This window comes from Vibrio jasicida CAIM 1864 = LMG 25398 (assembly GCF_000400365.1).
In the GTDB taxonomy this organism is placed as follows: Bacteria; Pseudomonadota; Gammaproteobacteria; order Enterobacterales; family Vibrionaceae; genus Vibrio; species Vibrio jasicida.
In genome coordinates this window covers 177,323-199,624 of sequence record NZ_BAOG01000053.1, presented here as the reverse complement: position 1 = coordinate 199,624, position 22,302 = coordinate 177,323, and the positions used below count along the sequence as shown (strand labels likewise).

General features: G+C 45.8%; 18 protein-coding genes. 9 read left to right on the top strand and 9 right to left on the bottom strand.

Going from position 1 to position 22,302, the window contains the following annotated elements; all coding sequences use genetic code 11:
• Positions 1-268 precede the first annotated feature (268 nt).
• Positions 269-1,300: a 2,3,4,5-tetrahydropyridine-2,6-dicarboxylate N-succinyltransferase gene (gene dapD / locus VJL_RS15100; protein WP_005391708.1), complete on the top strand. Its 1,032-nt coding sequence runs from the start codon at positions 269-271 to the stop codon at positions 1,298-1,300.
• 238 nt (positions 1,301-1,538) lie between these two features.
• On the opposite strand, the gene VJL_RS15095 is transcribed toward dapD, so the two are convergent.
• The 4 genes from VJL_RS15095 to glpT all read right to left on the bottom strand — a co-directional run bounded on the left by VJL_RS15095 (position 1,539) and on the right by glpT (position 5,413).
• Positions 1,539-2,186 carry a hypothetical protein gene (locus VJL_RS15095; protein ID WP_038879072.1) on the bottom strand — a complete coding sequence of 216 codons (648 nt, stop codon included), beginning with the start codon at positions 2,184-2,186 and terminating at the stop codon, positions 1,539-1,541.
• The gene (locus VJL_RS15090) at positions 2,187-2,453 is read right to left on the bottom strand and encodes a YqaE/Pmp3 family membrane protein (protein WP_038879070.1); all 267 of its coding nucleotides are present in this window, start codon (positions 2,451-2,453) and stop codon (positions 2,187-2,189) included.
• A 483-nt stretch (positions 2,454-2,936) separates the two neighbouring features.
• The gene (glpQ, locus tag VJL_RS15085) at positions 2,937-3,992 is read right to left on the bottom strand and encodes a glycerophosphodiester phosphodiesterase (RefSeq protein WP_038879068.1); all 1,056 of its coding nucleotides are present in this window, start codon (positions 3,990-3,992) and stop codon (positions 2,937-2,939) included.
• Between the two features lie 53 nt (positions 3,993-4,045).
• Positions 4,046-5,413 (bottom strand): glycerol-3-phosphate transporter, encoded by a 1,368-nt coding sequence (gene glpT, locus VJL_RS15080; protein WP_038879065.1) that lies wholly within the window; start codon positions 5,411-5,413, stop codon positions 4,046-4,048.
• Between the two features lie 869 nt (positions 5,414-6,282).
• Between glpT and VJL_RS15075 the strand changes: the two genes are divergently transcribed.
• From VJL_RS15075 to mltC, 5 genes are all read left to right on the top strand, one after another.
• A complete protein-coding gene (locus VJL_RS15075) occupies positions 6,283-7,137 on the top strand; it encodes an MIP/aquaporin family protein (protein ID WP_005436583.1) in 855 nt (284 codons plus the stop codon).
• Positions 7,138-7,195: 58 nt separating this feature from the next.
• Positions 7,196-8,713, top strand: a complete 1,518-nt coding sequence (gene glpK / locus VJL_RS15070; protein WP_038879061.1) for a glycerol kinase GlpK — start codon at positions 7,196-7,198, stop codon at positions 8,711-8,713.
• 190 nt (positions 8,714-8,903) lie between these two features.
• The gene (locus VJL_RS15065; RefSeq protein ID WP_038879059.1) at positions 8,904-9,695 is read left to right on the top strand and encodes a DeoR/GlpR family transcriptional regulator; all 792 of its coding nucleotides are present in this window, start codon (positions 8,904-8,906) and stop codon (positions 9,693-9,695) included.
• A gap of 179 nt (positions 9,696-9,874) precedes the next feature.
• On the top strand, positions 9,875-11,434 hold the full coding sequence (glpD, locus tag VJL_RS15060; protein ID WP_038879056.1) for a glycerol-3-phosphate dehydrogenase: 1,560 nt from the start codon (positions 9,875-9,877) through the stop codon (positions 11,432-11,434).
• A 178-nt stretch (positions 11,435-11,612) separates the two neighbouring features.
• Complete coding sequence (mltC, locus tag VJL_RS15055) at positions 11,613-12,725, top strand: membrane-bound lytic murein transglycosylase MltC (RefSeq protein WP_038879054.1); 1,113 nt, start codon at positions 11,613-11,615, stop codon at positions 12,723-12,725.
• A gap of 320 nt (positions 12,726-13,045) precedes the next feature.
• Here the strand turns inward: mltC and VJL_RS15050 are convergent, their stop codons facing one another.
• Positions 13,046-14,230, bottom strand: coding sequence for an NnrS family protein (locus tag VJL_RS15050; RefSeq protein WP_038879240.1), 1,185 nt, complete (start codon positions 14,228-14,230; stop codon positions 13,046-13,048).
• A gap of 200 nt (positions 14,231-14,430) precedes the next feature.
• On the opposite strand from VJL_RS15050, the gene VJL_RS15045 reads away from it, so the two are divergent.
• Entirely contained in the window at positions 14,431-14,982 is a 552-nt protein-coding gene (locus VJL_RS15045) for a gamma-glutamylcyclotransferase family protein (RefSeq protein WP_038879051.1), read from the top strand.
• Positions 14,983-15,022: 40 nt separating this feature from the next.
• Here the strand turns inward: VJL_RS15045 and VJL_RS15040 are convergent, their stop codons facing one another.
• The 3 genes from VJL_RS15040 to VJL_RS15030 all read right to left on the bottom strand — a co-directional run bounded on the left by VJL_RS15040 (position 15,023) and on the right by VJL_RS15030 (position 17,988).
• Entirely contained in the window at positions 15,023-15,619 is a 597-nt protein-coding gene (locus VJL_RS15040) for an outer membrane beta-barrel protein (RefSeq protein ID WP_005436574.1), read from the bottom strand.
• A 145-nt stretch (positions 15,620-15,764) separates the two neighbouring features.
• Positions 15,765-16,097 carry a tRNA-binding protein gene (locus VJL_RS15035; RefSeq protein ID WP_005436572.1) on the bottom strand — a complete coding sequence of 111 codons (333 nt, stop codon included), beginning with the start codon at positions 16,095-16,097 and terminating at the stop codon, positions 15,765-15,767.
• A gap of 121 nt (positions 16,098-16,218) precedes the next feature.
• A complete protein-coding gene (locus VJL_RS15030; protein ID WP_038879048.1) occupies positions 16,219-17,988 on the bottom strand; it encodes an SgrR family transcriptional regulator in 1,770 nt (589 codons plus the stop codon).
• A 380-nt stretch (positions 17,989-18,368) separates the two neighbouring features.
• On the opposite strand from VJL_RS15030, the gene ptsG reads away from it, so the two are divergent.
• A complete protein-coding gene (gene ptsG, locus VJL_RS15025) occupies positions 18,369-19,778 on the top strand; it encodes a PTS glucose transporter subunit IIBC (RefSeq protein WP_038879045.1) in 1,410 nt (469 codons plus the stop codon).
• Between the two features lie 259 nt (positions 19,779-20,037).
• Complete coding sequence (locus VJL_RS15020; RefSeq protein ID WP_005427398.1) at positions 20,038-21,036, top strand: substrate-binding domain-containing protein; 999 nt, start codon at positions 20,038-20,040, stop codon at positions 21,034-21,036.
• A gap of 182 nt (positions 21,037-21,218) precedes the next feature.
• On the opposite strand, the gene galM is transcribed toward VJL_RS15020, so the two are convergent.
• On the bottom strand, positions 21,219-22,277 hold the full coding sequence (gene galM / locus VJL_RS15015; protein WP_038879042.1) for a galactose-1-epimerase: 1,059 nt from the start codon (positions 22,275-22,277) through the stop codon (positions 21,219-21,221).
• Between the last annotated feature and the right edge of the window lie 25 nt (positions 22,278-22,302).

Genomic DNA, 22,302 nt, shown 5'->3' with positions numbered 1-22,302 from the left:
CCAAAGCCAGTAAATCCAACAAACCCAGTGTAGGGGGAGTGACTTCGGTCCTCCCCTTATTTTTGTTGCCTTGATAGTTAATCAATGATTTGCGACACATTTCTCATCAGACAAACATATCTCTAAAAAGACAAAAGGTATCCATCTACGGACTTTCTCCATTTCCCCTCTTTAAACTCCCGAACACTCTCTTTATGATGACTGACAACTTAATTATTTCTTGTCAGTGAACAGACGGGACACAAGACTCAACACATGGAGATCAACTATGGCTTTCTTCTCTCTAGCCTTTGGTACGGCAACTAAAAACCGCGACGGCAAAATCATCGAAGCGTTTTTCCCAAACCCAGTTCTTAACCCAAGCGAAGCGCTTGTTAACGCACTAGCAGCAGTAGCAGGTTACGAGCAAGGCAACCAAGCTATCGAGATCTCTGCAGCACAAAGCGCAGAACTGGCAGCAGCATTTGAAGCAAACGGCGATGCTGCAAACGCATCATTCGCAGCAAAAGCAGCAGAATCAGCACAACCACTTGTACTGGTTATTCTTGCCACTGACGAGCAGCCACAAAGCGTTGCTGAAGGTTTCCTAAAACTTCAACTTATCTCTAACCGCCTAGTTCAACCACACGGCACGGTACTAGACGGCATCTTCGGTCTACTACACAACATCGCATGGACTAACGAAGGTCCAATCGACCTACCTGAACTAGCAGAGCGTCAAATCGAAGCTCGCCTAGCGGGTCGTGCACTAAGCGTAGATTGCGTAGACAAATTCCCTAAAATGGTGGACTACGTGGTACCAACTGGCGTTCGTATCGCTGACACTTCTCGCGTACGTCTTGGCGCACACGTTGGCGAAGGCACAACGGTAATGCACGAAGGCTTCATCAACTTCAACGCAGGTACAACTGGCGTGAGCATGGTTGAAGGTCGTATCTCTGCTGGCGTAGTGGTTGGTAACGGCTCTGACATCGGCGGCGGCGCATCTATCATGGGTACGCTTTCTGGCGGCGGCAAAGTGGTGGTTTCTATCGGTGAAAACTCTCTACTAGGCGCGAACGCAGGTCTTGGCTTCCCAATGGGTGACCGTTGTACTATCGAATCAGGTCTGTACGTAACTGCTGGTTCTAAAGTGCGCATGCTAGATTCTGCTGGTCAAGAAGTAGAAGTAGTGAAAGCACGCGATCTTGCTGGTGTGTCTGACCTACTGTTCCGTCGTAACTCTGTAACAGGTCAAATCGAGTGTCTTGCAAACAAGAGCGCGGTTGAACTGAACAGCGAACTGCATAAAAACAACTAATAAGAATACCCAAATAACCTCGAGATGCTTGATTCAGCGAGGCTGACTTGGCTTACAGACGCGGCAACGAGTTGAAGATCTAGTCAGTCTAAATCAAAGCTCGTTAACAAAGCATGAAAGCCAAGACAACTAGCCCTTTGGGAGCATCTTGAAGTCATTTGGGTATTGCAGTGAATTAGCCCTACGAAAAATCCCCCAGCAGGAAACTGTTGGGGGATTTTTTAATTATCAGTCTTAACTAGCGCTTTATCGGACGAATCCACATCGATAAATCAGGGCATTCGTACTTTAAGTGATCCATGAATTGCTTTGCTTCCGAGTATTTGAAATACACGTCACTAAACAAATAGTACGAGCCGTGAATATGGTGCTCATATAAAGGTGCAGTCGCACATTGTGCAAATACCTTGTTCGGAGGCTTAACGCCAGAGTAGAGCTGAACAACATAAGCCTTAGAGTTTGATGTCGATGGTAGAGATGGTTTTGGTGGTGGCGCTGGATTCGATTTCTTTTGACCAGTTTTTTTCTCTAATAATGAACAGCTGGCAGCGTTGATATCAAAAGACATCACTTTCGATTTATCCGCGGCATCCAGAATATTGACGCGCTGAGCCTTCGCATCTCCAAAACACTCTTTTGCCAACGCATAAGTTGCCAGTTCGCTCAATACACAAGATGACGAGTCGTAATAGATTTGCTGCACACCGTTGTTCAACTGCGCTTGCGGAGAGCATTTCACCATCTGACGGAACTCTGCGCCATCCAAGATCCACAAATCGACCGCTTCTTGAATCGTGAGCTCTGCTTGTGCACTAGAAGCAAACCCAAAACAACTCAATAGTAAGCCCCCCCAGAAATAAGGCTTACCTTTATTCGACGGAAACACCTACTCGTCTCCACCACCATCTTGATCCGAAGACGCTGGCGCTTTTCGTGCGTAATTTGAGAACGCCTCTGGACCATCTCTCTCTGCAGCTAGCTTCTCGATTTTTTTATCCGTTTCGTAATTAACTAATGCGTATACAGACCAAATGGCAGCGGGCAACCAACCAACCAAAGTAATCTGCAATAACAAACAAATTACTCCCGCCCAATAACGGCCAATAGTAAAAAATTGCAGCCAAGGAATTAGAATGGCAAGTACTAGTCTCATGTCATGTCCTATTAAGTCTTTTATTATTCATGATCGTATTGCGCACTAATGCTCGGCTTATCAGCGAATGAATTGCCGTCGGGATCGCTTTGTTCAAAAGAAAAGGCCGCCTAAGAATTTGGAGCTACGAACCGACATGTGAAGCAAGACTTAAGCGGCAAGCTGAAAGGGCAAACTAAGCCAATGGAACACAGTCTTCTCCACAATGGCATTAGCAAAGGGCACCAATTTACAATACCCCTGTATAGTAACCATATCGGTGGTGTGAATATTTAGCATCTGCAAATCAAGAACAATGGGAATGCATACACAGCGGGAGCAATGAAAGAGAAGTAAAAGGTGTTGATCGTGTTCCATACATATAAAAATCCCCCAACAGGAGAGTCACTGTTGAGGGATAATGATTGCTCAATGAGAGCCTATTGTTACGACATGGCGTGTGACGTAATACTGAGCGTTTCAAACACTCAGTTTTTTAGAACTTTACTTGTTCAGAAAGTTCACCGCTTTATCAGGGAAATCAGTAAACAAACCATCCACTTTCACCTGATTGTAGAAGATGTCCATCATCCCATCGAAGCTGTCGGTGTAAGCAGGAATACGCCCAGGGTCCGCTCGGAAAGTATAAGGGTGTACTTGTAAGCCCGCGTCTTTTGCCGCTTTCATCAAAGGTTTGATGATGATGTTATCCTTGGTTGATTTTTCATCCACCAACATTGGCTTCCAAGGACCGATCCCTTCCGCGTATTCCGCGACCTTCTTCATACCATTGGCTTCAAACATCCAGTCATAACTGTATGGTGTTGCCTTGTCGCCTTTGTACTCCATGGTCTCGTTCCAGTAGGTGTAAGCCATGAGCTGAACGAGCTTTAAATCCATGTCCATTGCAGGCATGAGCTCACTGTTGATGCGTTGAAGCTCATTCGCATCAAAACACTGAAGATACACTTTGTCGTCTTGTGAGTCGTAACCGTACTGCTTTAAAACGTTAAGCACCGCTTTTGAGATGTCTTTACCTTCATGGCGATGGAACCAAGGCGCTTTAATTTCTGGGTAGATACCGATGTCATAACCCAGTGTTTTATTTAAACCTTGGATCAACTCAATCTCTTCCGCAAAAGTAGGAACGGTAAAATCTGATTTCCACATTGGGAATCGTGTCGGATAACCAGCAACCTTGTTACCTTTATCATCGATGTTAAAGCCTTCAGTGACTCGCAATGATTTGATTTCTTCCAAAGTGAAATCAATCGCGTAGTAGCGACCATCTTTACGAGCACGGTCTGGGAATCGCTCAGCCACATCGGTCACGCGATCGAGGTAATGATCATGCAATACGACGAGTTGATCGTCTTTGGTCATCACCACATCTTGCTCGATGTAGTCCGGCTTCATTGCATACGCAAGAGCTTTTGCTTCTAACGTATGTTCTGGCAGATAACCCGATGCTCCTCGGTGCGCGATAACAAGCGGTTGTGCAACCGCTCCAGCTGAAATGCCGAGAGCGAGAATCGTCATGCAAATTGACGTTGTTTTCATTGTTCTTTCCTTAACTTATTGAAGGAGCAGTATTCCACCGCCCCTTTAATGTTTTATGACGCCAATGCTTCTTTCTCACGAGCTTTTTGTTCGTGATGAGCGCGTTCACCCAAGAAAGCGTAAATCAAGCAGATAATAGAGGTAATACAAGACCCGACAAGAATGATGAACCCACCATCCCAACCGAAGTGGTCAACGGTGTAACCAAGAATAGCGTTCGCAGCAACAGCGCCACCTAAGTATCCGAATAACCCGGTCAAGCCAGCGGCAGTACCCGCCGCTTTTTTAGGAGCAAGCTCTAGTGCATACAAACCAATCAACATCACTGGGCCGTAAATCAAGAAACCGATAGCCACCAGCGCCATCATATCGACGGCTGGATTACCTGCTGGGTTAAACCAGTAAACAAGCACCGCAACCGTGACAAGAACCATAAATAAGATGCCAGCAGGGGCGCGTCGACCTTTAAACACTTTGTCAGAAATCCAACCACACAATAACGTGCCAGGAATGCCAGCCCACTCGTATAGGAAGTAAGCCCAAGAAGATTTATCTACTGAGAAGTCTTTTGCTTCTTTTAAATACACTGGAGCCCAGTCCAACACACCGTAGCGGATCAGGTAAACAAACGCGTTCGCGATCGCAATTGACCACAACAATTTATTAGAAAAGACATACTTGAAGAAAATCTCCTTCGCACTCATTTCTTTCTCATGAGACTTGTCGTAATCGTCTGGGTAGTCGTCTTTATACTCTTCAATTGGCGGAAGACCACAAGATTGAGGTGTATCTCTTACCGTGAACCAAATAAAGACAGCTACGAGCGTGGCAAAAAATGCAGGAACATAGAAAGCGGTGCGCCAATCGTCGTTAAATGCCCAAAGACCAAGAATAAATAGTGGACCAATTAAACCACCACCTACGTTATGCGCCACGTTCCAAACCGATACGATCTCGCCACGTTCTTTACGTGACCACCAGTGAACCATGGTTCGACCACAGGCAGGCCATCCCATACCTTGGAACCAACCGTTTAGGAACAATAGAATAAACATCGCGGTAATGCTGCCCGTAGCCCAAGGCATAAAGCCGAAGCAGAACATCACAAGCGCAGACATTAACAGACCGCCACTTAAGAAATAACGAGGGTTAGAGCGGTCAGAAACACTGCCCATTAAGAATTTTGATAAACCGTAAGCAATGGAAACTGCAGCTAAAGCGACACCTAAGTCACCACGGCTAAAACCTTGTTCAATAAGGTAAGGCATCGCCAAGCTAAAGTTTTTACGCACTAAATAATAGCCAGCGTAACCGACGAAGATACCGATGAAGAGTTGCCAACGTAAGCGAGAATAGGTGCCGTCGATCTTATCGGACGATAAGCGATCGATATGCGCCTTAGGTTTGAATATTCCAAACATAGGAACCTCATTAATTATGTGAGCGATGGTAGGGAGTAATAAATCGCGAACGAGCAAAAAGGAGTTTCGTTCGAAAGTGAATGCATTTTATGAAATACAATTTTTATTTCTGTGATAAATGTTGCATAGGAATTAAATTTCAGTAAATACAGTAGACTAGAAGTATTTAATTAGACAGTGCTTCCATTTCCCCCACATTCCGTTACTGTCTATATAGAGCATGAAGTGCGCAAACGAACAAAATCATCGCTATCTTAAGTAAACCAAGCGCTCAAATGACCACATAAATGGATAAAAGGTAGAGGTTGAAGAGATAAAACACACTATTTAAGTAATTAAAGACCAGCATGATGTGTTGCAACAATGTCACTTCGTTAACAATTAGCATCGACATCAGCCAACCAATCCCAAAGCGCATTCAAAACAAATCTCTAGTAAAAGACGTCGTATCAACCACAAATAAACTTCTTCATTCTTAACGGTGGTTTAACTCAGAGCAACGAGCTCATCAATATCAGCCTCCCCCTTATCATCATTAGTGTCAGCTAGCTCTTTAGGGGTAGTTTTCAACCAGTAATCTGAGTAATTTCCCACCATTCGCGAAGCAGCTTCACAAAACTCCTCTTACCAGTTTGTGCATTGATTTTCACATCGGTAGTTTTAGGCCGAAAAATAGAAGTAGAAGCTTCTGAATCGTTTTATCGAGTTTCCTTTTTGAGCAAAAGATGCGTCAATTAACAAAAACGAAGAGTTTGATTAACAAATTTATGCTCAAACGATCACTTTTAACGCTCGTTTGTTTTCGCAAACGTTTATATATGCACAATAGAACCGTGCTAGATAAGCATAAATATTAAAGGACTCTTAACATGACAACGAACAAACACCCCTCACTGCTCGGAGAATGTTTGGCCGAGTTTATCGGTACCGGATTACTTATCTTTTTTGGCGTAGGCTGTGTTGCTGCACTCGTTTTGACCGGAGCTCAATTTGGTCAATGGGAAATCAGTATTGTATGGGGCTTTGGCGTCGCCATTGCAATTTACTGTACTGCGGGCGTATCCGGTGCACACATCAACCCTGCAGTTACCATCGCGCTGGCGATGTTCCATGGATTCGATAAGGCGAAAGTGGTGCCTTATATCATTGCGCAAATGCTCGGTGCATTTTGCTCTGCCGCTTTGGTTTACAGCTTGTACAGCAACCTATTTACTGATTACGAAATCGCACACAATTTCGTTCGTAGCAGCCAAGACGCATTAGCAACAGCAGGTATTTTCTCGACTTACCCACACGCTTCTCTCTCTTTCTTTGGCGCTTTTGCTGTGGAATTCGTGATTACTGCAGTGCTAATGTTTGCCATTCTTGCTCTTGGTGATGAGAACAACGGTGCACCTCGCGGCGCTATGAACCCATTACTTATCGGTATTCTCATTGCGGTTATCGGTGGTTCTTTAGGCCCACTGACTGGCTTTGCGATGAACCCTGCTCGTGACTTCGGCCCTAAACTGTTTGCTTACTTTGCCGGCTGGGATTACGCACTGACCGGTGCGCGTGAAATCCCATACTTTATTGTTCCAATTCTTGCTCCTATCGCAGGTGCTTGCTTCGGTGGTTGGTTGTACCCGAAAGCGATTGCTGCATATCTGCCACAACAAGGTCATGGCTGTACTATCCCTAACCAGTGCGAGACCGAAGAAGAAGCAGAACAAGCTCAAGCTTAAAACCAACTCATTCGAACATTTACTAAAATATAAATAACGAAACAAAAGGATTCTTACCATGACTGAGCAAAAATACATTGTTGCCCTAGACCAAGGCACGACAAGCTCTCGTGCTGTCATTCTGGATCATGACGCGAATATCGTAAGCGTCGCTCAGCGAGAATTTACTCAGATTTATCCAGAGGCTGGTTGGGTTGAACATGACCCAATGGAAATCTGGGCAACTCAAAGCTCTACTTTGGTTGAAGCACTTGCAAAAACCGGTATCCGTAGCGACCAACTTGTTGGTATCGGTATTACCAACCAACGTGAAACCACAATTGTATGGAACAAAGAAACAGGCAAGCCGGTTTACAACGCGATCGTGTGGCAATGTCGCCGTACTGCCGATATTTGTGAAGAATTAAAAGCGCGCGGACTAGAAGATTACGTTCGCGACAATACAGGTCTGGTTTTAGACCCTTACTTCTCTGGCACAAAAGTGAAGTGGATTCTAGATAACGTTGAAGGCGCGCGTGAAGAAGCGGAAGCGGGCAAGTTGTTATTCGGTACAGTGGATACTTGGCTGGTTTGGAAAATGACACAAGGCCGCGTTCACGTAACCGATTACACCAACGCTTCGCGCACTATGCTTTTCAACATTAACGACCTATGCTGGGATCAGAAAATGCTGGATGAATTAGGTATTCCAGTGTCGATGATGCCAGAAGTCAAACGCTCATCAGAAATCTACGGTCAAACTAACATTGGTGGTAAAGGCGGTACTCGCATCCCAATCGCGGGTATTGCAGGTGACCAACAAGCCGCGCTTTACGGTCAGATGTGTGTTGAAGCTGGCCAAGCGAAGAACACCTACGGTACAGGTTGTTTCTTGTTGATGAACACAGGTCAAGAGAAGGTCACATCGAAAAATGGCCTGCTGACTACGCTAGCATGTGGTCCAAAAGGTGAACCAGCTTACGCCCTTGAAGGTGCAGTATTCATGGGTGGTGCTTCAATTCAATGGCTACGTGACGAAATGAAGATTCTGGCTGGTGCTGAAGATTCAGAATACTTTGCGACCAAAGTAGATACTTCAAATGGTGTTTACGTTGTACCTGCGTTTACTGGTCTGGGCGCACCATATTGGGATGCTTACGCTCGCGGTACGATTGTCGGTCTAACTCGTGGCGTAAACTCTAACCACATTATCCGTGCAACTTTGGAAGGTATCGCTTACCAAACTCGTGATGTGCTAGACGCAATGCAAGCAGACTCGGGCATTAAACTCGCGAATCTTCGTGTGGATGGCGGCGCAGTGGCGAACAACTTCCTGATGCAGTTCCAATCTGATGTTCTTAATACCGAAGTTCATCGTCCTCAAGTGACCGAAGTGACCGCTTTGGGTGCAGCCTACCTAGCTGGTCTAGCGGTTGGTTTCTGGGATAGCATTGATGAACTGCAAGACAAAGCAGTGCTCGATCGCACATTCGAACCACACGATGATGAAGAGAAACGTAACCGTCGTTACAAAGGTTGGAAGCGCGCAGTTAAGTGTGCTCAAACCTGGTCTGAGCTTCACGACGAAGACGATTAATTTCTGATAAACGATTAGTTTCCCCCTGATTAATCGTAAAGAGCGCCGAGTTGGCGCTCTTTTTTTGCGTTCGATCGCGGATTCCCTATTCCCACGACTTCTCACAATGCGCCAATTCGAGCACAATAGAGCGAGTTTCTATATTCGAATTTGAAGCATTGGCGATTACCAGTGCACAAGGGAGTGCTAAGTGAAGCAAATACCAAGACACCAACAGATTGTTGAGTTGGTGAAAAAACAAGGCTATGTCAGCACGGATGAGCTAGTAGAAAAATTTAATGTCAGCCCTCAAACTATTCGTCGCGATCTCAACGACCTAGCAGATGAAAACAAAATACGCCGATATCATGGTGGCGCAACGATTCCGCTTAGTTCAGAGAATACCTCCTACAACACGCGCAAAGCACTTAACTTCAACGAAAAGGACGTAATTGCTGACGAGTTGGTTAAACATATTCCCGATGGCGCAACTCTGTTTATTGATATCGGAACGACACCAGAATCGGTTGCTCGTGCGCTCAATAAAAATCACAAACAGCTTCGCGTGGTGACCAACAATATTAATGTTGCCACCATTCTGTTACCAAACCCAGAAATCAAAGTGATTTTGGCGGGCGGTGAAGTTCGCAACCGTGACGGCGGCATTGTTGGAGAAGCGACGCTCGATTTCGTCAAGCAATTCCGCCTTGATTTTGGCATTTTGGGTATCAGTGGTATCGATTTTGATGGCTCACTGCTGGACTTTGATTACCACGAAGTTCGCGTTAAACAGGCGATTATCGATAACAGCCGCAGCGTTTTCCTTGCGGTTGACCATTCGAAGTTTGGTCGTAATGCGATGGTGAAACTGGGCAATATCGCGCAATTGAACATGGTATTTACCAACAAACAACCACCAGAAGAGATTCTCGCGATTCTAAAAGAAGCAGCAGTTCCGCTCGAAGTGGTTGATACGCAAATGGAAAGAGCCATAACCGAATAGCGTTTACACTCACTATTTACGCGCATAAATGACCTCTGTCTTAATTAGGCAGAGGTTTTTTTGTGCCCAAATCACACAAAACGCTCACAAACGAAAATAAATAATGACCACAAACGAAACCTAAGCTAGGATAAAATCATATTCTAAAATGCTCGTTCGCTCACCAAGAGGTCAAATTTATGAGTATCCAACAAAATGCTTCCACGACGAATTCATCCCCTACTCTAGACATGATCGTGATCGGCGGCGGCATTAACGGGGCAGGTATTGCTGCAGATGCTGCTGGCCGTGGTTTAAGCGTCGGTTTGTACGAAGCTAACGACTTCGCATCGGCAACCTCTTCTGCAAGTTCAAAACTGATCCACGGTGGATTACGTTACCTTGAACACTATGAGTTTCGTTTGGTTTCGGAAGCGCTCGCTGAGCGTGAAGTGATCTTACGTAAAGCGCCTCATGTGGCTCTGCCAATGCGCTTCCGTTTACCTCATCGTCCATTTTTACGCCCAGCTTGGATGATCCGCTGTGGCCTGTTCCTTTACGATAACTTGGGTAAACGAACCACTCTTCCAAGCAGCAAAACCGTCAACCTAGCAAAATCAGGTCTACTAAAACCTGAAATGAAAACCGGTTTCGAATACTCAGATTGTTGGGTAGATGACGCACGCTTGGTGTTGTTGAACGTTCTGGCTGCAAAAGAGAATAACGCAGAAGTTCGCAACTACTGTCGCGTAGAAAAAGCACACCGTGAAGGCGGCATTTGGCATGTCACTATTCACGACGTCACCACAGACCAACGTTTCGAACGCAAAGCGAAAGCTCTGGTTAACGCTGCAGGCCCATGGGTGAAACAGTTCTTTGATGAAGGATTAGAGCAAACCTCCCCTCGCAACATTCGTTTGATAAAAGGCTCGCACATCGTTGTTCCTCGTATCCACAACGAGCCGCAAGCCTACATCCTACAAAACAAAGATAACCGCATCGTATTTATGATCCCTTACTTAGATAAGTTCTCGATCATTGGTACCACAGATGTGGAATACAAAGGCGATCCGCGTGAAGTCGCGATCTCCGAAGATGAAGTCGATTACTTGATCGATATCGTTAACCAACACTTTGTCCACCAGCTAAACCGCGAAGATGTGGTATGGACTTACAGTGGTGTACGTCCGTTGTGTGATGATGAGTCTGACTCACCGCAAGCGATCACACGTGACTACACACTAGAACTGGACGCGGAATACGACCACGCACCTTTACTTTCAGTGTTCGGTGGCAAGCTCACGACTTACCGTAAGCTTGGTGAAGCAGCAATGAAGAAACTTGCCCCATTCCTACCTGAAATGGGTAAAGATTGGACAGCAAACCAAACCCTTCCTGGCGGTAACTTCAGTTGTAGCCGTGAGCAATTGGCGAAGATGATTCATGCGAAATACTCATGGGCATCAGAAGCGATGTTGCTGCGCTATGTGACTCAGTTTGGTACACAAACTTGGGACCTAATGGAAGACACTAGCAGCGTAGAAGATCTTGGTCATTGCTTCTCAGAGCAAGCAAGCGGCGTATATCAACGCGAAATTGATTACTTGATGAATCACGAAATGGCGCTAACCGATGAAGACATCTTATGGCGTCGCACGAAACTTGGTTTATACATGAACGAAGAGGAGAAAATCGCACTGGCAGAATATCTAAAAGAGAAGCTGCAACAGAAAGTCGTTAGCCTCTCACAAGTAAGTTAAATTGGACTCTCCTAATACAAAGCCTGCACCCCGCAGGCTTTTTCTTTTTCCGGTGAATACTCAGCATCAAACGCTTCTATCGAAAGCACAAAAAGTTTTAATTTCAGGCGATTAGCACTCTTACTTATTATTTTCTTCAGTCGGCAATTGCCCTCACCTCTAATTTAATCGGTATCCGATGAAGAAATCGCTAATCCTGAGCTTACTCCTTCTCGGTGGTTGTTCTGTCGCTCCTGAAGAAACACCACCATGCGCATGTGATGACTACGTTCCTCCTTATGTAAAGCCGCCAAGCGCATCGAACGAAGACAACATCAAACAGTTACTGGCTTACATCGCTCAAAAAGCCAAAGATCGCTGGGGTGAAGATGAGTTCGTTGAAGCAGGCAAACACCGTTACGTGAAGTACCTTGACAGTTACAACACCCGAGCACACATCGACTTCGAGACGGGTAAGATTTATGTTTCGACAATTTCTCAGTACCACCCAACGGAGAAGCTGCAAAAAGCCATCGTTCAAACTCTGCTCATGCCTGCCGATCCAGCTCATGCAGAATTGTTTAGTGACAAAGAAGCGGCTCTGCGTGGAAAACCCTTCTTGCTTGGCCAAGTGCTTGATCAAGATGGTAAACCAATAGAGTGGGAATGGCGTGCTAACCGTTATTCGGATTACCTGATCGAGAATAAGCTACAAAAGAAAGCCATCAAACGCGGCAGTGCTTACTATGTCGAAATCAATATGGTGAAAGATCACCTAGAGCAACGTGAGTATCAATATGCAGGCTTGATTCGCGATGCTGCTAAACGGTATGGATTGCCAGAAGACCTTATCTTTGCCGTGATCAAAACCGAAAGTAGCTTTAATCCTTATGCGGTTTCTCATGCCGGTGCTTACGGCTTGATGCAAGTGATCCCCAAAACAGCGGGGGCAGATGTGTTTAATTTGGTGAAAAACAAACCGGGCATTCCAACCAAAGAGTACTTGTTCGATCCTGCCAATAACATTGATACAGGCGCGGCGTACTTCTACATCTTGAAGAACCGTTATCTTCGCGATGTGAAACACCCTACCTCGAAGCATTTTAGTATGATTTCCGCCTATAACGGCGGTACTGGCGGCGTGCTTTCTACCTTCAATAGTGACCGAAAACGCGCGATGAATGAGCTTAACAGCCTTAACCCGACTCAGGTTTATGATGCGTTAACCACTCAACATCCAAAAGGGGAAGCAAGACGCTACTTGCAAAAGGTGCTGTATTTCCAGAAAGACTTTAGCGAAGGGAATATCTAATTTTATCTAGCCACAGAACGAAAAACGCCGCTTAGTTCCACGGAGGGATAGAACTAAGCGGCCATGTAATTACACGAGAGACTCCTATGGGTCTTAAACGTCAATTGGCTAGTTAATCACTCGTGTGCATACGAGTAATAACATCTACAGAGTAGCGGAGTCCGCACCTTCTAGCACGCTCAAATCCCACTATAGAATTCAACGTTTTTCACATTCTTAACAATTACCTTACTAATTGTGGGTCATTTGCGGAAGCAAGCTCAAATAAAAAGGGCTCATACCATTGGTTGAGCCCTTCTTTTATCAATTCTGAACTGTGATTATCCGGGATGACCATCCACTCTTGGTTTCAACAGCATCATTCCGAATCGCCATACGAACATACCGAAAGCCAGAATCCACAAGGCGGCACTGACATCAATCCAAAGTAGCATGTTTGCAGGGTCAAAAATCACGCCTAAGCTTCTTGCTAAAGCCGCGCCAATCACGGCAGCAAAAGCGATACTCATGTTTGGGCCTTTGTAAATCATGCGACCGGTGTGCCCCATGGTCACTCGAGAAATCATTGCTAAGATCAAGCCTCCTAATGCTCCGATAGCAAATAGGTGAATCAAGTTATGATTAGCAAACGCATTATCCCAACTACCACGTAGAATCAGACTCAAAGGCAAGCACAAGTAAGCTGCATGTAAAGACCACACCAACGGCTCGCTAAGTGTCAGCCAAGGCTTCCAGCGCAGGAATCGAACCAACTGCGCCACACCGGCAAACAACATAAGTGGCTGACCAAGTTCCGCAAACGTCACAGGGAAGAAGCTCAACACGAACAACATGACCAAAGGTAGGTTTGCTAGCCAATCTAACCACATTAGCGGCTGAGCCTTTTCAAAGTTAAATCGACGAGCAGTGAAAAATGGAATCACTCGTCCACCCATGACGGAAAGCAGCAGAGTGAACCACCAAAGCATCGCTTGCCATACTGCAGACGAGGTAAATGGCGGCATGCCTTTCACCGTTGCGTAACTGGCAAAGTTAGCAAAGATGGCGAGCAAGAATAACGGCACAAAAAACAGGTTCCGCCAACCTTTCGCACGGTAAACACGAATGCCCACTTCGTACGCTACAAACAGCAAAAACAGCGCTTCAATGCTGCTGGTTAACCAAAGTGGTGCTGGTGTCCAAAGCAGTATTCTCGGTGCAAGCCACAATGTAAATATCGCTAACAAGGTGTAGTGTTTCGTGCCGTTAATGCCCGTCCAGTTTTGCACTGCAGTCAGCACAAAGCCCACTACTATTGCCATTGAAAAACCAAACAACATTTCATGAACGTGCCACCACAACGCCGGAACACTCAATGCACTTGGCTGTCCGGTTTGGAACATCCATACCCATACCGCAATTGCGACAACAGCATAAATAGAGCCAAACAGGAAAAACGGTCTAAACCCTAATCGCAGCCATGCAGGGATTTTTTCTTCCACTTTTTTATCGGTGATATTCAGCATTGTGATGCCCTTAAGTACCCATTTGATACCGTTCAAAAATTCTACGCGTTCGATATTAACACAAACATGCATAAAAAATACATGTTATAAAATCAAACTATCCTTTCGAGGTAAAACCTGTGCTTCACACGTTGCTTGGTTGGTAGTGTTTAGGTATAACGGATAACAGTTATTTCGTCGAAGCAAGGGAAGCAATCGAGATGTATATATTTGGCTACGGCAGTTTAATCAATGCCGCCTCGCGTAAGTTAACGGGTCAAACGGGAGAAGCCATCCCAGTCATCGCTCATGGACTGGTGCGCTATTGGGGCAAAGTTGACGACAGCTATATTTTGTCACCCTTGGTTGTGAATGAAGGCGAAGGGCAAGTCAATGGCGTACTGCTTGAAGTCGACGATCAAGCGCTAGCGGATTTTGACCGACGCGAGCGTGGCTACCATCGCATTCAAATCCGTCCTGATCAGATTGAAACAGAGGCCACTTTTAACTCTGAGCACAGCATTTGGGTTTATGTGAAAAACGATCCGTTACCACCCTGCTCGCTCAGTCCCATCATGCAAAGCTATGTTGATACGGTCCTCGCTGGATGCTTAGAAGTCTCCCACGCCTTTGCTGAGCACTTCGTTCGCCATACCGTTGGTTGGCATCATGCCAAAGAAAACGACCGCCACCAGCCCAAATACGGCAACTTAGCGGGCGTACAAGATCATCATTATGAGTTGATTGATAACCTAATTAAAAAGGGAGCCTAGTGGCTCCCTTTTGCTATTCTCATATTCTGTTTGTGTGAGATTAGAACTTGTAATCAACACCAGCGTATAGGCTGTCGAAATCAAAGTCGATATCACCACCGCCTTCAACATCGATCGTTACTGTAGAAACACGGTAACCACCAGAGATAATTAGACCTGAAGCGAACTCGTAACCCACTTCTGCACCGTAGTTGAAACCAACATCACTACCGTCAGTTTTCACATTAAGGTTTGCAAGGTTTGATTTAGACTCAAAATCTACACCCATCACACCAAGACCTGCAACTGCACCAACATAAAAACCAGTACCAGAGAATTGGTATTTCGGTTTTGCATTTAGGTTGAAGCCGTAACCATCAACAGTCACTTTTGCCCAGTTACCTGAACCAGATGCTTTTTCTTCAAAGCTACCGTAGTAGACGTATTCGCCCTCTAGTGCCAGTTTGAAGTTTTCTGAGTATTGCAGCTCTTTACCTACCGCAATACCAAGACCCGTAGCTGAAGAGCTTGACGAGTCACCTTCAACTTTAAGGTCTGAATTTAAAATATCCGCACCAATGTACCAATTACCTTCCGCCTGAACCGACGCCGAAGCAACCACTGCACCTAAAGCCAATAATGGCAATACTTTTTTCATTATAATTTCCTAATTTTTCATACTGTTAGACAGCTTTTAAAAGCGCGGAGATTATAAATAAAGGTGAATATGATTCTATTGATTCATTTATAAAATGAGATCTAAAACATAAATAACTGTTATATAAACAATATATGACTAGATACTAAACGATTCTCACACCAGCTGGCATCGCGCGTTCAGGCGTTAGCAGAACACTTTCTGATTCATCATCGGTTTCAGCACACAGCAGCATGCACTCGGAGGTTTCACCACGCATCTTAGCTTTCGCAAGATTACACAGCACCACCACTTGTTTCCCCATCAACTCTTCTTCTGTGTAGTAAGGCACCAAGCTGGTGACGGTTTGCAGTGTTTTCTCACCGATGTCGATCTGCACGATGTAAAGCTTATCTGCGTTTTCGTGACGAGCCACTTCGATGATTTTTCCGGTGCGAATTTCTAGTTTTGCGAAGTCTGAGTAAGCGATCGTTTCCATTGATTAAAACCTCAAGTAAAATTTTACTAAAACAAACTCTACGTTATCAGTTAGTACTTTAAATACAAGAGGTGAAGATCGCATTTTGATGAGCAAAGATCGTGCTGTTTACAATCGTCCTTTACCAAATCTCACTCAACTTCGGCCAACCCCACGCCGTGATCTCTACACCTTTGAATATGTCTTGGAAGCTAAGTGTTTGTCGGTGGTGAAGCATCGGACTAACCACACCTTCATAGATCAGCACAGAGCCAAGTTGCTCTAACTGGGTGAGGTAATCTTCCGGAGCGCTAAACTGTCGAATTTGGTTGATCTCAACCACCAGCCAGTCGCTGACGTCAGATCCGATCGTGGCGTGCAAAACAGGATCGCTGAGGAAAAACAGTAAAGCCGAGACTTGTCGGTTGTCATCCAAGTTAAAGCTGCTCAAGACGATCTCTTCACTAAAGCCCTCTCCAGACGCTTTTTCAATAAATGCTTCAAACGAATAAACGTTTACTTCAACTTTGATGCCATGTTCCATCAAGATTTGCTCAGCGGCTCTCGCACTGCGTTGAATACCAAGATGGGAATAACAGGCGATTCGGATTGAACTCGGTAGTACTACCTCATCACTTCTCAGGTATTTGACGTTGTGCCAGAAGGGGAAAAAGTTATGTGCGATCTCAGCCCCGAAGGTGGTTTCGTTGCGCTCCAACTGCTGCCAAATGTTCTCACCACTCAATGCATCACTCAGCCAACGTCGCTGAGCGTGTGATAAGTTAGAATGATTGTGATTGAAAATCATAAGCAAGCACCCTTCTTCCACGCGATCTTTCGATGCTGTGTGTTTGGTATCAATGATGCGCTCATCCACTTCTTCATCTGGAGAGTTGGTGATGACCTTTTTCGAGTACTGCTCTGTCTTAGGTAAATCGTGTGGGTAGTTGGATGCCTTTGCACCTTCCTTCTTGTCACTGTTTAACGACCAGATGGTGACTTTATCAGTGAGGGAGCGAAATCCGTGGAAGCGCTCATTCGCCAACAAGGTAAGCTTATTGTTCGTATGCGATTCCAGAGAGAAAATGCCACAGCCGATGCTATCGGAAGATAGGTTATTGAGTTGCTCGACAGGCTGTAAAGAGTATTTCAGATCACTCAACAATGCAGCGAAGCCTTTGTCTGGCCGAGTAAGTTGAACGGAAAATCGATAAGGCGACTCGACGGAAACCGTTTCAAGGTGATCGAGCTCATTTTGATAATATGGAAGCTGCTGCCAATGGTTTAGTAGCTTCACCATCAGCTCTGCATCCACTTTACCGCCATGATGAAAGCAAACGGACGGACGAAGATAAAACGTCCAAGTTCGCCACTCTTCATCGGTTTGCCAATGATGCGCAATGTTTCCGACTAACTCACCTTCAGGTGTCATAGAAACCAAGCAAGCGTGAATTTGACGAATTAAGAAACGCTCGCTGTTTCGTTGCGGTGTGATTGGATTGAGCGTAGCAAAAGAGCGGTTATAGGTGAGTTGTACACTGACTTTGCCTTCTGTCACTTGGGCGCCGGAAGTTTGCTTGAGCAGTTGCTCAAACACGACTTGGTCGAAGTCAAGAAACTCAAGTGCTCGGTCGTATTTGCTCTCTTTGATCCATTCAAGAGCGATAGAGCGCTTCACCTCTGTACGATCGATGTTACGAATTAAGGTCGAACGTTGGTTACGCCCCACTCTGGGTATCCAAGCGATCCAGTTGAGCGCATTCATCTGCTTGAGAATAGCTCGGGCATGCCTTGCGCTGGTGAACATCTTGTCTGCAATCTCGGCAAGCGTCACCGCGTATTCCTCTCGCAGCTCAAAACTCTCTACACGTTCGTAGTAGCGAAAAAGATTAATACTCTCCAAAACAGGCACTCCAAAACTAAAATTCTGTTCCTTATATTAGCGTTTAATGTATTCATTCAAGTAAAAAGGTCTAAAAACTTAGTTATCAGGAACAAGAAAAACAAAATTCACTCTGTTTTTTCATGCCTTATTTTTACCCAAAATACACTTAGATTCTGACGCAGTCCTATGGTTGAGCGATCGAGACAGTGCCCTTCAATTGGTTAAGGCCCTCTATTTTTAGCTCAGCACACCACTTATAAAGCTTTAGCGATAGCAACCAGTTTTTATGTTTATGCTCCAACCCCCGCAAACCATAATCACGATGCTATCGCTAATCTCCCCGCTTCCCACAGTTTATTCATGACTGCGCCACTCAAGATTTTTATCTAACAAGTTGGAGTATTTTTATGTTTGCTAACTTTTTTGCCAACCTTTCTAAGGTCGGTAAGGCGCTCATGTTGCCTATAGCCTCAATGCCCGCGGCAGGTATCCTTTTGGGTATTGGCTCGGCGCAATTTGGGTTCATTCCACCCGTAGTTTCTGAATTGATGGCAGAAGCGGGGGGCGCGGTCTTCGGTAACCTGCCGCTTATCTTTGCGCTTGGCGTTGCTATCTCATTTACCAACAATGATGGTGTTGGTGCGGTTGCGGCAGGTATTGGTTATTACGTATTAGTCGCGACGCTAAAAGTCATGGCTGGCGTGCTGGGTGTGGACCATATCGACACAGGTGTGCTCGGTGGCATCATCTCCGGTGCAGTTGGTGCGTATATGTTTAACCGTTTCTATACCATTAAGATGCCAGCTTACTTGGCCTTCTTCGCGGGTAAACGATTTGTCCCGATCGTCACGTCATTTTCTATGCTGTTTTTGGGTATTGCGATTGCCTTTATTTGGCAACCAATTGGCTCCGGTATTGATTGGTTTGGCACATGGGCAACCGAGCAAAACCCATTGGTGGCATTCTGGGCTTACGGCACCGCGGAACGTGCTCTGATCCCATTTGGTCTGCACCATGTGATCAATGTGATTATTCAGCTTCAAGCCGGTGAGTTTGTGAACGCTGCTGGTCAAGTATTCCACGGAGAGATCCCTCGCTTCTTCGCTGGCGACCCAAATGCGGGCAACCTAGCAGGTGGTTACCTATTCAAGATGTTTGGTCTTCCTGCGGCGGCAATTGCGATTGGCCGTGCAGCAAAACCAGAGAACCGCACCAAAGTTATGGGCATTATGATCTCAGCTGCACTGACGTCGTTCCTAACTGGTATCACTGAGCCTATCGAGTTTGCGTTCTTGTTCATCTCGCCTGTGCTTTACGTGATTCACGCGATCATTGCGGGTCTGGCTTACCCACTGTGTATCATGCTGGGCGTAAAACATGGCTACAGCTTTAGTGCAGGTCTTATCGACTACGTGACCTTCTTTGGTATTTCGACCAAAGGCTGGATGATCATCCCACTAGGTTTGGCATACGCAGCGCTGTACTACGTAGTGTTCACTTGGTTCATTAAAACGTTCGATCTGAAAACACCAGGTCGTGAAGATCAAGACAGCAGCAAAGCCGTCAATGACACCAGTTCAGAGTTTGCCAGTGAGTTGGTTAGCGCGTTTGGCGGCAAACAAAACATCTTAAGCACCGATGCTTGTATCACTCGATTGCGCATCCAAGTCGCAGAGCAAGACAAAGTCGACGAAGCGAAATTGAAAGCACTTGGTGCAGCGGGTGTGGTGCGAGTCGGTACAGGCGTACAAGCTATCTTTGGCGGCAACAGCGATGTGTACAAAACCCAAATGGTTGATTGGATGAACAACAACTAGCATTCTGAGCGCCATTTTCTGTGGCCTGTAAAGAGAAAATAGAAACGACAAATCGCGGTCACATCAATGACCGCGATTTTTGTTTTCATGCGACTAATCAACGCCCGACTCAAGATAACGTTTACACATCACATATATTCAATAAATTCATAGAGTAAGAACAAATTCATCCCAATATAAAAATGGTGTTGATTGCACTTATTACACAATGGGTGTTTAATACTCCAATTAACGTTATTTAGCCCAAGAAAGGTCCCTCATGGCAACAATCAAGGATGTCGCGAAAGAAGCCGGCGTATCGGTCGCGACCGTCTCTCGCGTGATCAATAAATCACCGAAAGCAAGCCAATCTTCTATCGACGCAGTGACGCAAGCAATGAGCAAACTGGGCTACCGTCCAAACGCAGCGGCGCGTGCACTCGTCAGCCAAAGTACCAACACCATGGGCGTGCTTGTGGGTGATGTCTCAGACCCGTTCTTCGGCACACTGGTGAAGTCGGTAGATAACGTGGCGCGTGAAAACGGCAAACACATTCTGATTGGCAATGGCTACCACAACCCAGAAGACGAACGCCAAGCGCTAGAACTTCTGATCAACAGCCGTTGTGAAGCCATTGTGATTCACTCTAAAGGTTTATCAGATGAAGAACTGATCGGCTACGCCAAAGAAGTTAAAGGCATGGTGTTGATCAACCGCCATATCCCAGAATTGGCAGAGCGTTGTATCTCTCTTGATAACCGCAAGGGCGCGTACTTAGCGACGGAATATTTGATTCGTCATGGTCACACAAAGATCGCTTGTATCGCCTCATCCCATGACATCGAAGATACCGATGAGCGTTTACAAGGTTACCAAGCGGCACTGAAAGATCACGATATCGAGCTATCAAAAAGCTATGTCGAATATGGTGAGCCAAACAGTGACGGTGGCGAAACAGCCATGACCAACCTGCTGACCAAATCACTCGCAATCACTGGCGTGGTGGCGTACAACGACTACATGGCAGCAGGCGCGCTGGCAGCGTTAGACCAAAACGGCATCGACGTACCAGAAAAAGTGTCCATGGTTGGCTTCGACGATGGCTTAATTGCTCGCTTCGTCAATCCAAGTTTGACCACGATTCGTTACCCAATCGAAATGATGGCAGAGCGTGCCGCGCGTTTGGCGCTAGCGTTATCACGTGATGAGCAAGTGGAAGATGACACCATCATCTTTAGCCCGACTTTAGTGCGCCGTAACTCGGTGGATCGTCTTTAAGATATCGCGCTAGTCAGTGCCAAGAAAGGTTACAAAGTAAAAGCTCTGCCACCGAAGTGACAGAGCTTTTTCTTTTTGGGGTGTTTGTAGAGAGCGTTATTTTTCCAACTTTTGATGAGCTTTTGACCTACTGTGAGCAAAAAGCCTACGGCAAACCAAAAGCTCGAAAATGCTCAATCTACCTAGAAAGCAAACTGATAAGTGGTGCAGAAGCGGTACTCTTGTTCAGGCTCAAGAATACAGCTTGGCTGCATCCACTCAGCATGGTTTGGCGAATCTGGTAAAAACTGCGTTTCTAACGCCAGACCCGCGTAATCGTTATATTCACCGCCACGACGATTTGGTGCGCCAGCTAACCAGTTGCCCGTATACAATTGCATCGCAGGCTTGTTTGTCACCACTGACAGGTGCACTTTTTCATCAGGAGAAACCACCAACGCAACCGGTTTTGAAACATCACGATGAGCATCAAATAAGTAGCTATGGTCATACCCTTTGGCGGCAATCTGCTGTTCATCTTGTAAGAAGTGTTCTGAAACTGGTTTTTCACTTCTAAAGTCAAATCCAGTGCCTTTCACATCTTGCAATTCACCCAGCGGAATACCGACCTCAGAGGTTGGTAAGTATTGGCTTGCAACGATGGTTAAGCGATGCGAACGACAATCTAAGTCCGCTTCTGCCCCCAACAAATTAAAATAGGCATGGTTGGTCAAGTTGATCGGTGTCACTTTATCTGTCTTAGCGAAGTACGCAATGCTCACTTGGTTATCATCAGTCAACGTATACGTCACTTGCACTTCTAGATTGCCCGGAAAACCTTGGTCACCATCTTCAGACAACAAAGAGAACGTCACTTGCTGATTCGAGTGAGACTCAATCTTCCAACGACGTTTATCAAAACCTTCTTCACCACCATGCAGACAGTTGCCCGCTTGGTTAGTAGACACTTGAAATACTTCGCCATTCACTTCAAAAAGACCATTGGCGATGCGGTTTGCGTAGCGACCAACAGTGACACCCATGTAACCCTGTTGCTGCATGAAACTCCCCATCGTCCCCACTCCGAGAAGCACTTCACGCAACTCCCCATTCGCCAAAGGTAAACGACAACTCAGCCATGTCGCGCCAATATCCATAAAGGTAACGCTCATGCCTATGTTATTTTTCAGTTCGACAACGTTGGCAGGCGCGCCATCAAAGGCGGCCTGCTGTGTCATCGTGATAGTTAATGGCTCAGTCATCTCTCGCTCCTACTGCGTCTTAAAG

Bases quoted from the DNA above. Each gene is read 5' to 3' on its own strand.
- dapD (WP_005391708.1), top strand. From the start codon at position 269: ATGGCTTTCTTCTCTCTAGCCTTTGGTACGGCAACTAAAAACCGCGAC.
- VJL_RS15090 (WP_038879070.1), bottom strand. From the start codon at position 2,453: ATGAGACTAGTACTTGCCATTCTAATTCCTTGGCTGCAATTTTTTACT.
- glpQ (WP_038879068.1), bottom strand. From the start codon at position 3,992: ATGAAAACAACGTCAATTTGCATGACGATTCTCGCTCTCGGCATTTCA.
- glpT (WP_038879065.1), bottom strand. From the start codon at position 5,413: ATGTTTGGAATATTCAAACCTAAGGCGCATATCGATCGCTTATCGTCC.
- VJL_RS15075 (WP_005436583.1), top strand. From the start codon at position 6,283: ATGACAACGAACAAACACCCCTCACTGCTCGGAGAATGTTTGGCCGAG.
- glpK (WP_038879061.1), top strand. From the start codon at position 7,196: ATGACTGAGCAAAAATACATTGTTGCCCTAGACCAAGGCACGACAAGC.
- glpD (WP_038879056.1), top strand. From the start codon at position 9,875: ATGAGTATCCAACAAAATGCTTCCACGACGAATTCATCCCCTACTCTA.
- mltC (WP_038879054.1), top strand. From the start codon at position 11,613: ATGAAGAAATCGCTAATCCTGAGCTTACTCCTTCTCGGTGGTTGTTCT.
- VJL_RS15050 (WP_038879240.1), bottom strand. From the start codon at position 14,230: ATGCTGAATATCACCGATAAAAAAGTGGAAGAAAAAATCCCTGCATGG.
- VJL_RS15045 (WP_038879051.1), top strand. From the start codon at position 14,431: ATGTATATATTTGGCTACGGCAGTTTAATCAATGCCGCCTCGCGTAAG.
- VJL_RS15040 (WP_005436574.1), bottom strand. From the start codon at position 15,619: ATGAAAAAAGTATTGCCATTATTGGCTTTAGGTGCAGTGGTTGCTTCG.
- VJL_RS15035 (WP_005436572.1), bottom strand. From the start codon at position 16,097: ATGGAAACGATCGCTTACTCAGACTTCGCAAAACTAGAAATTCGCACC.
- ptsG (WP_038879045.1), top strand. From the start codon at position 18,369: ATGTTTGCTAACTTTTTTGCCAACCTTTCTAAGGTCGGTAAGGCGCTC.
- VJL_RS15020 (WP_005427398.1), top strand. From the start codon at position 20,038: ATGGCAACAATCAAGGATGTCGCGAAAGAAGCCGGCGTATCGGTCGCG.
- galM (WP_038879042.1), bottom strand. From the start codon at position 22,277: ATGACTGAGCCATTAACTATCACGATGACACAGCAGGCCGCCTTTGAT.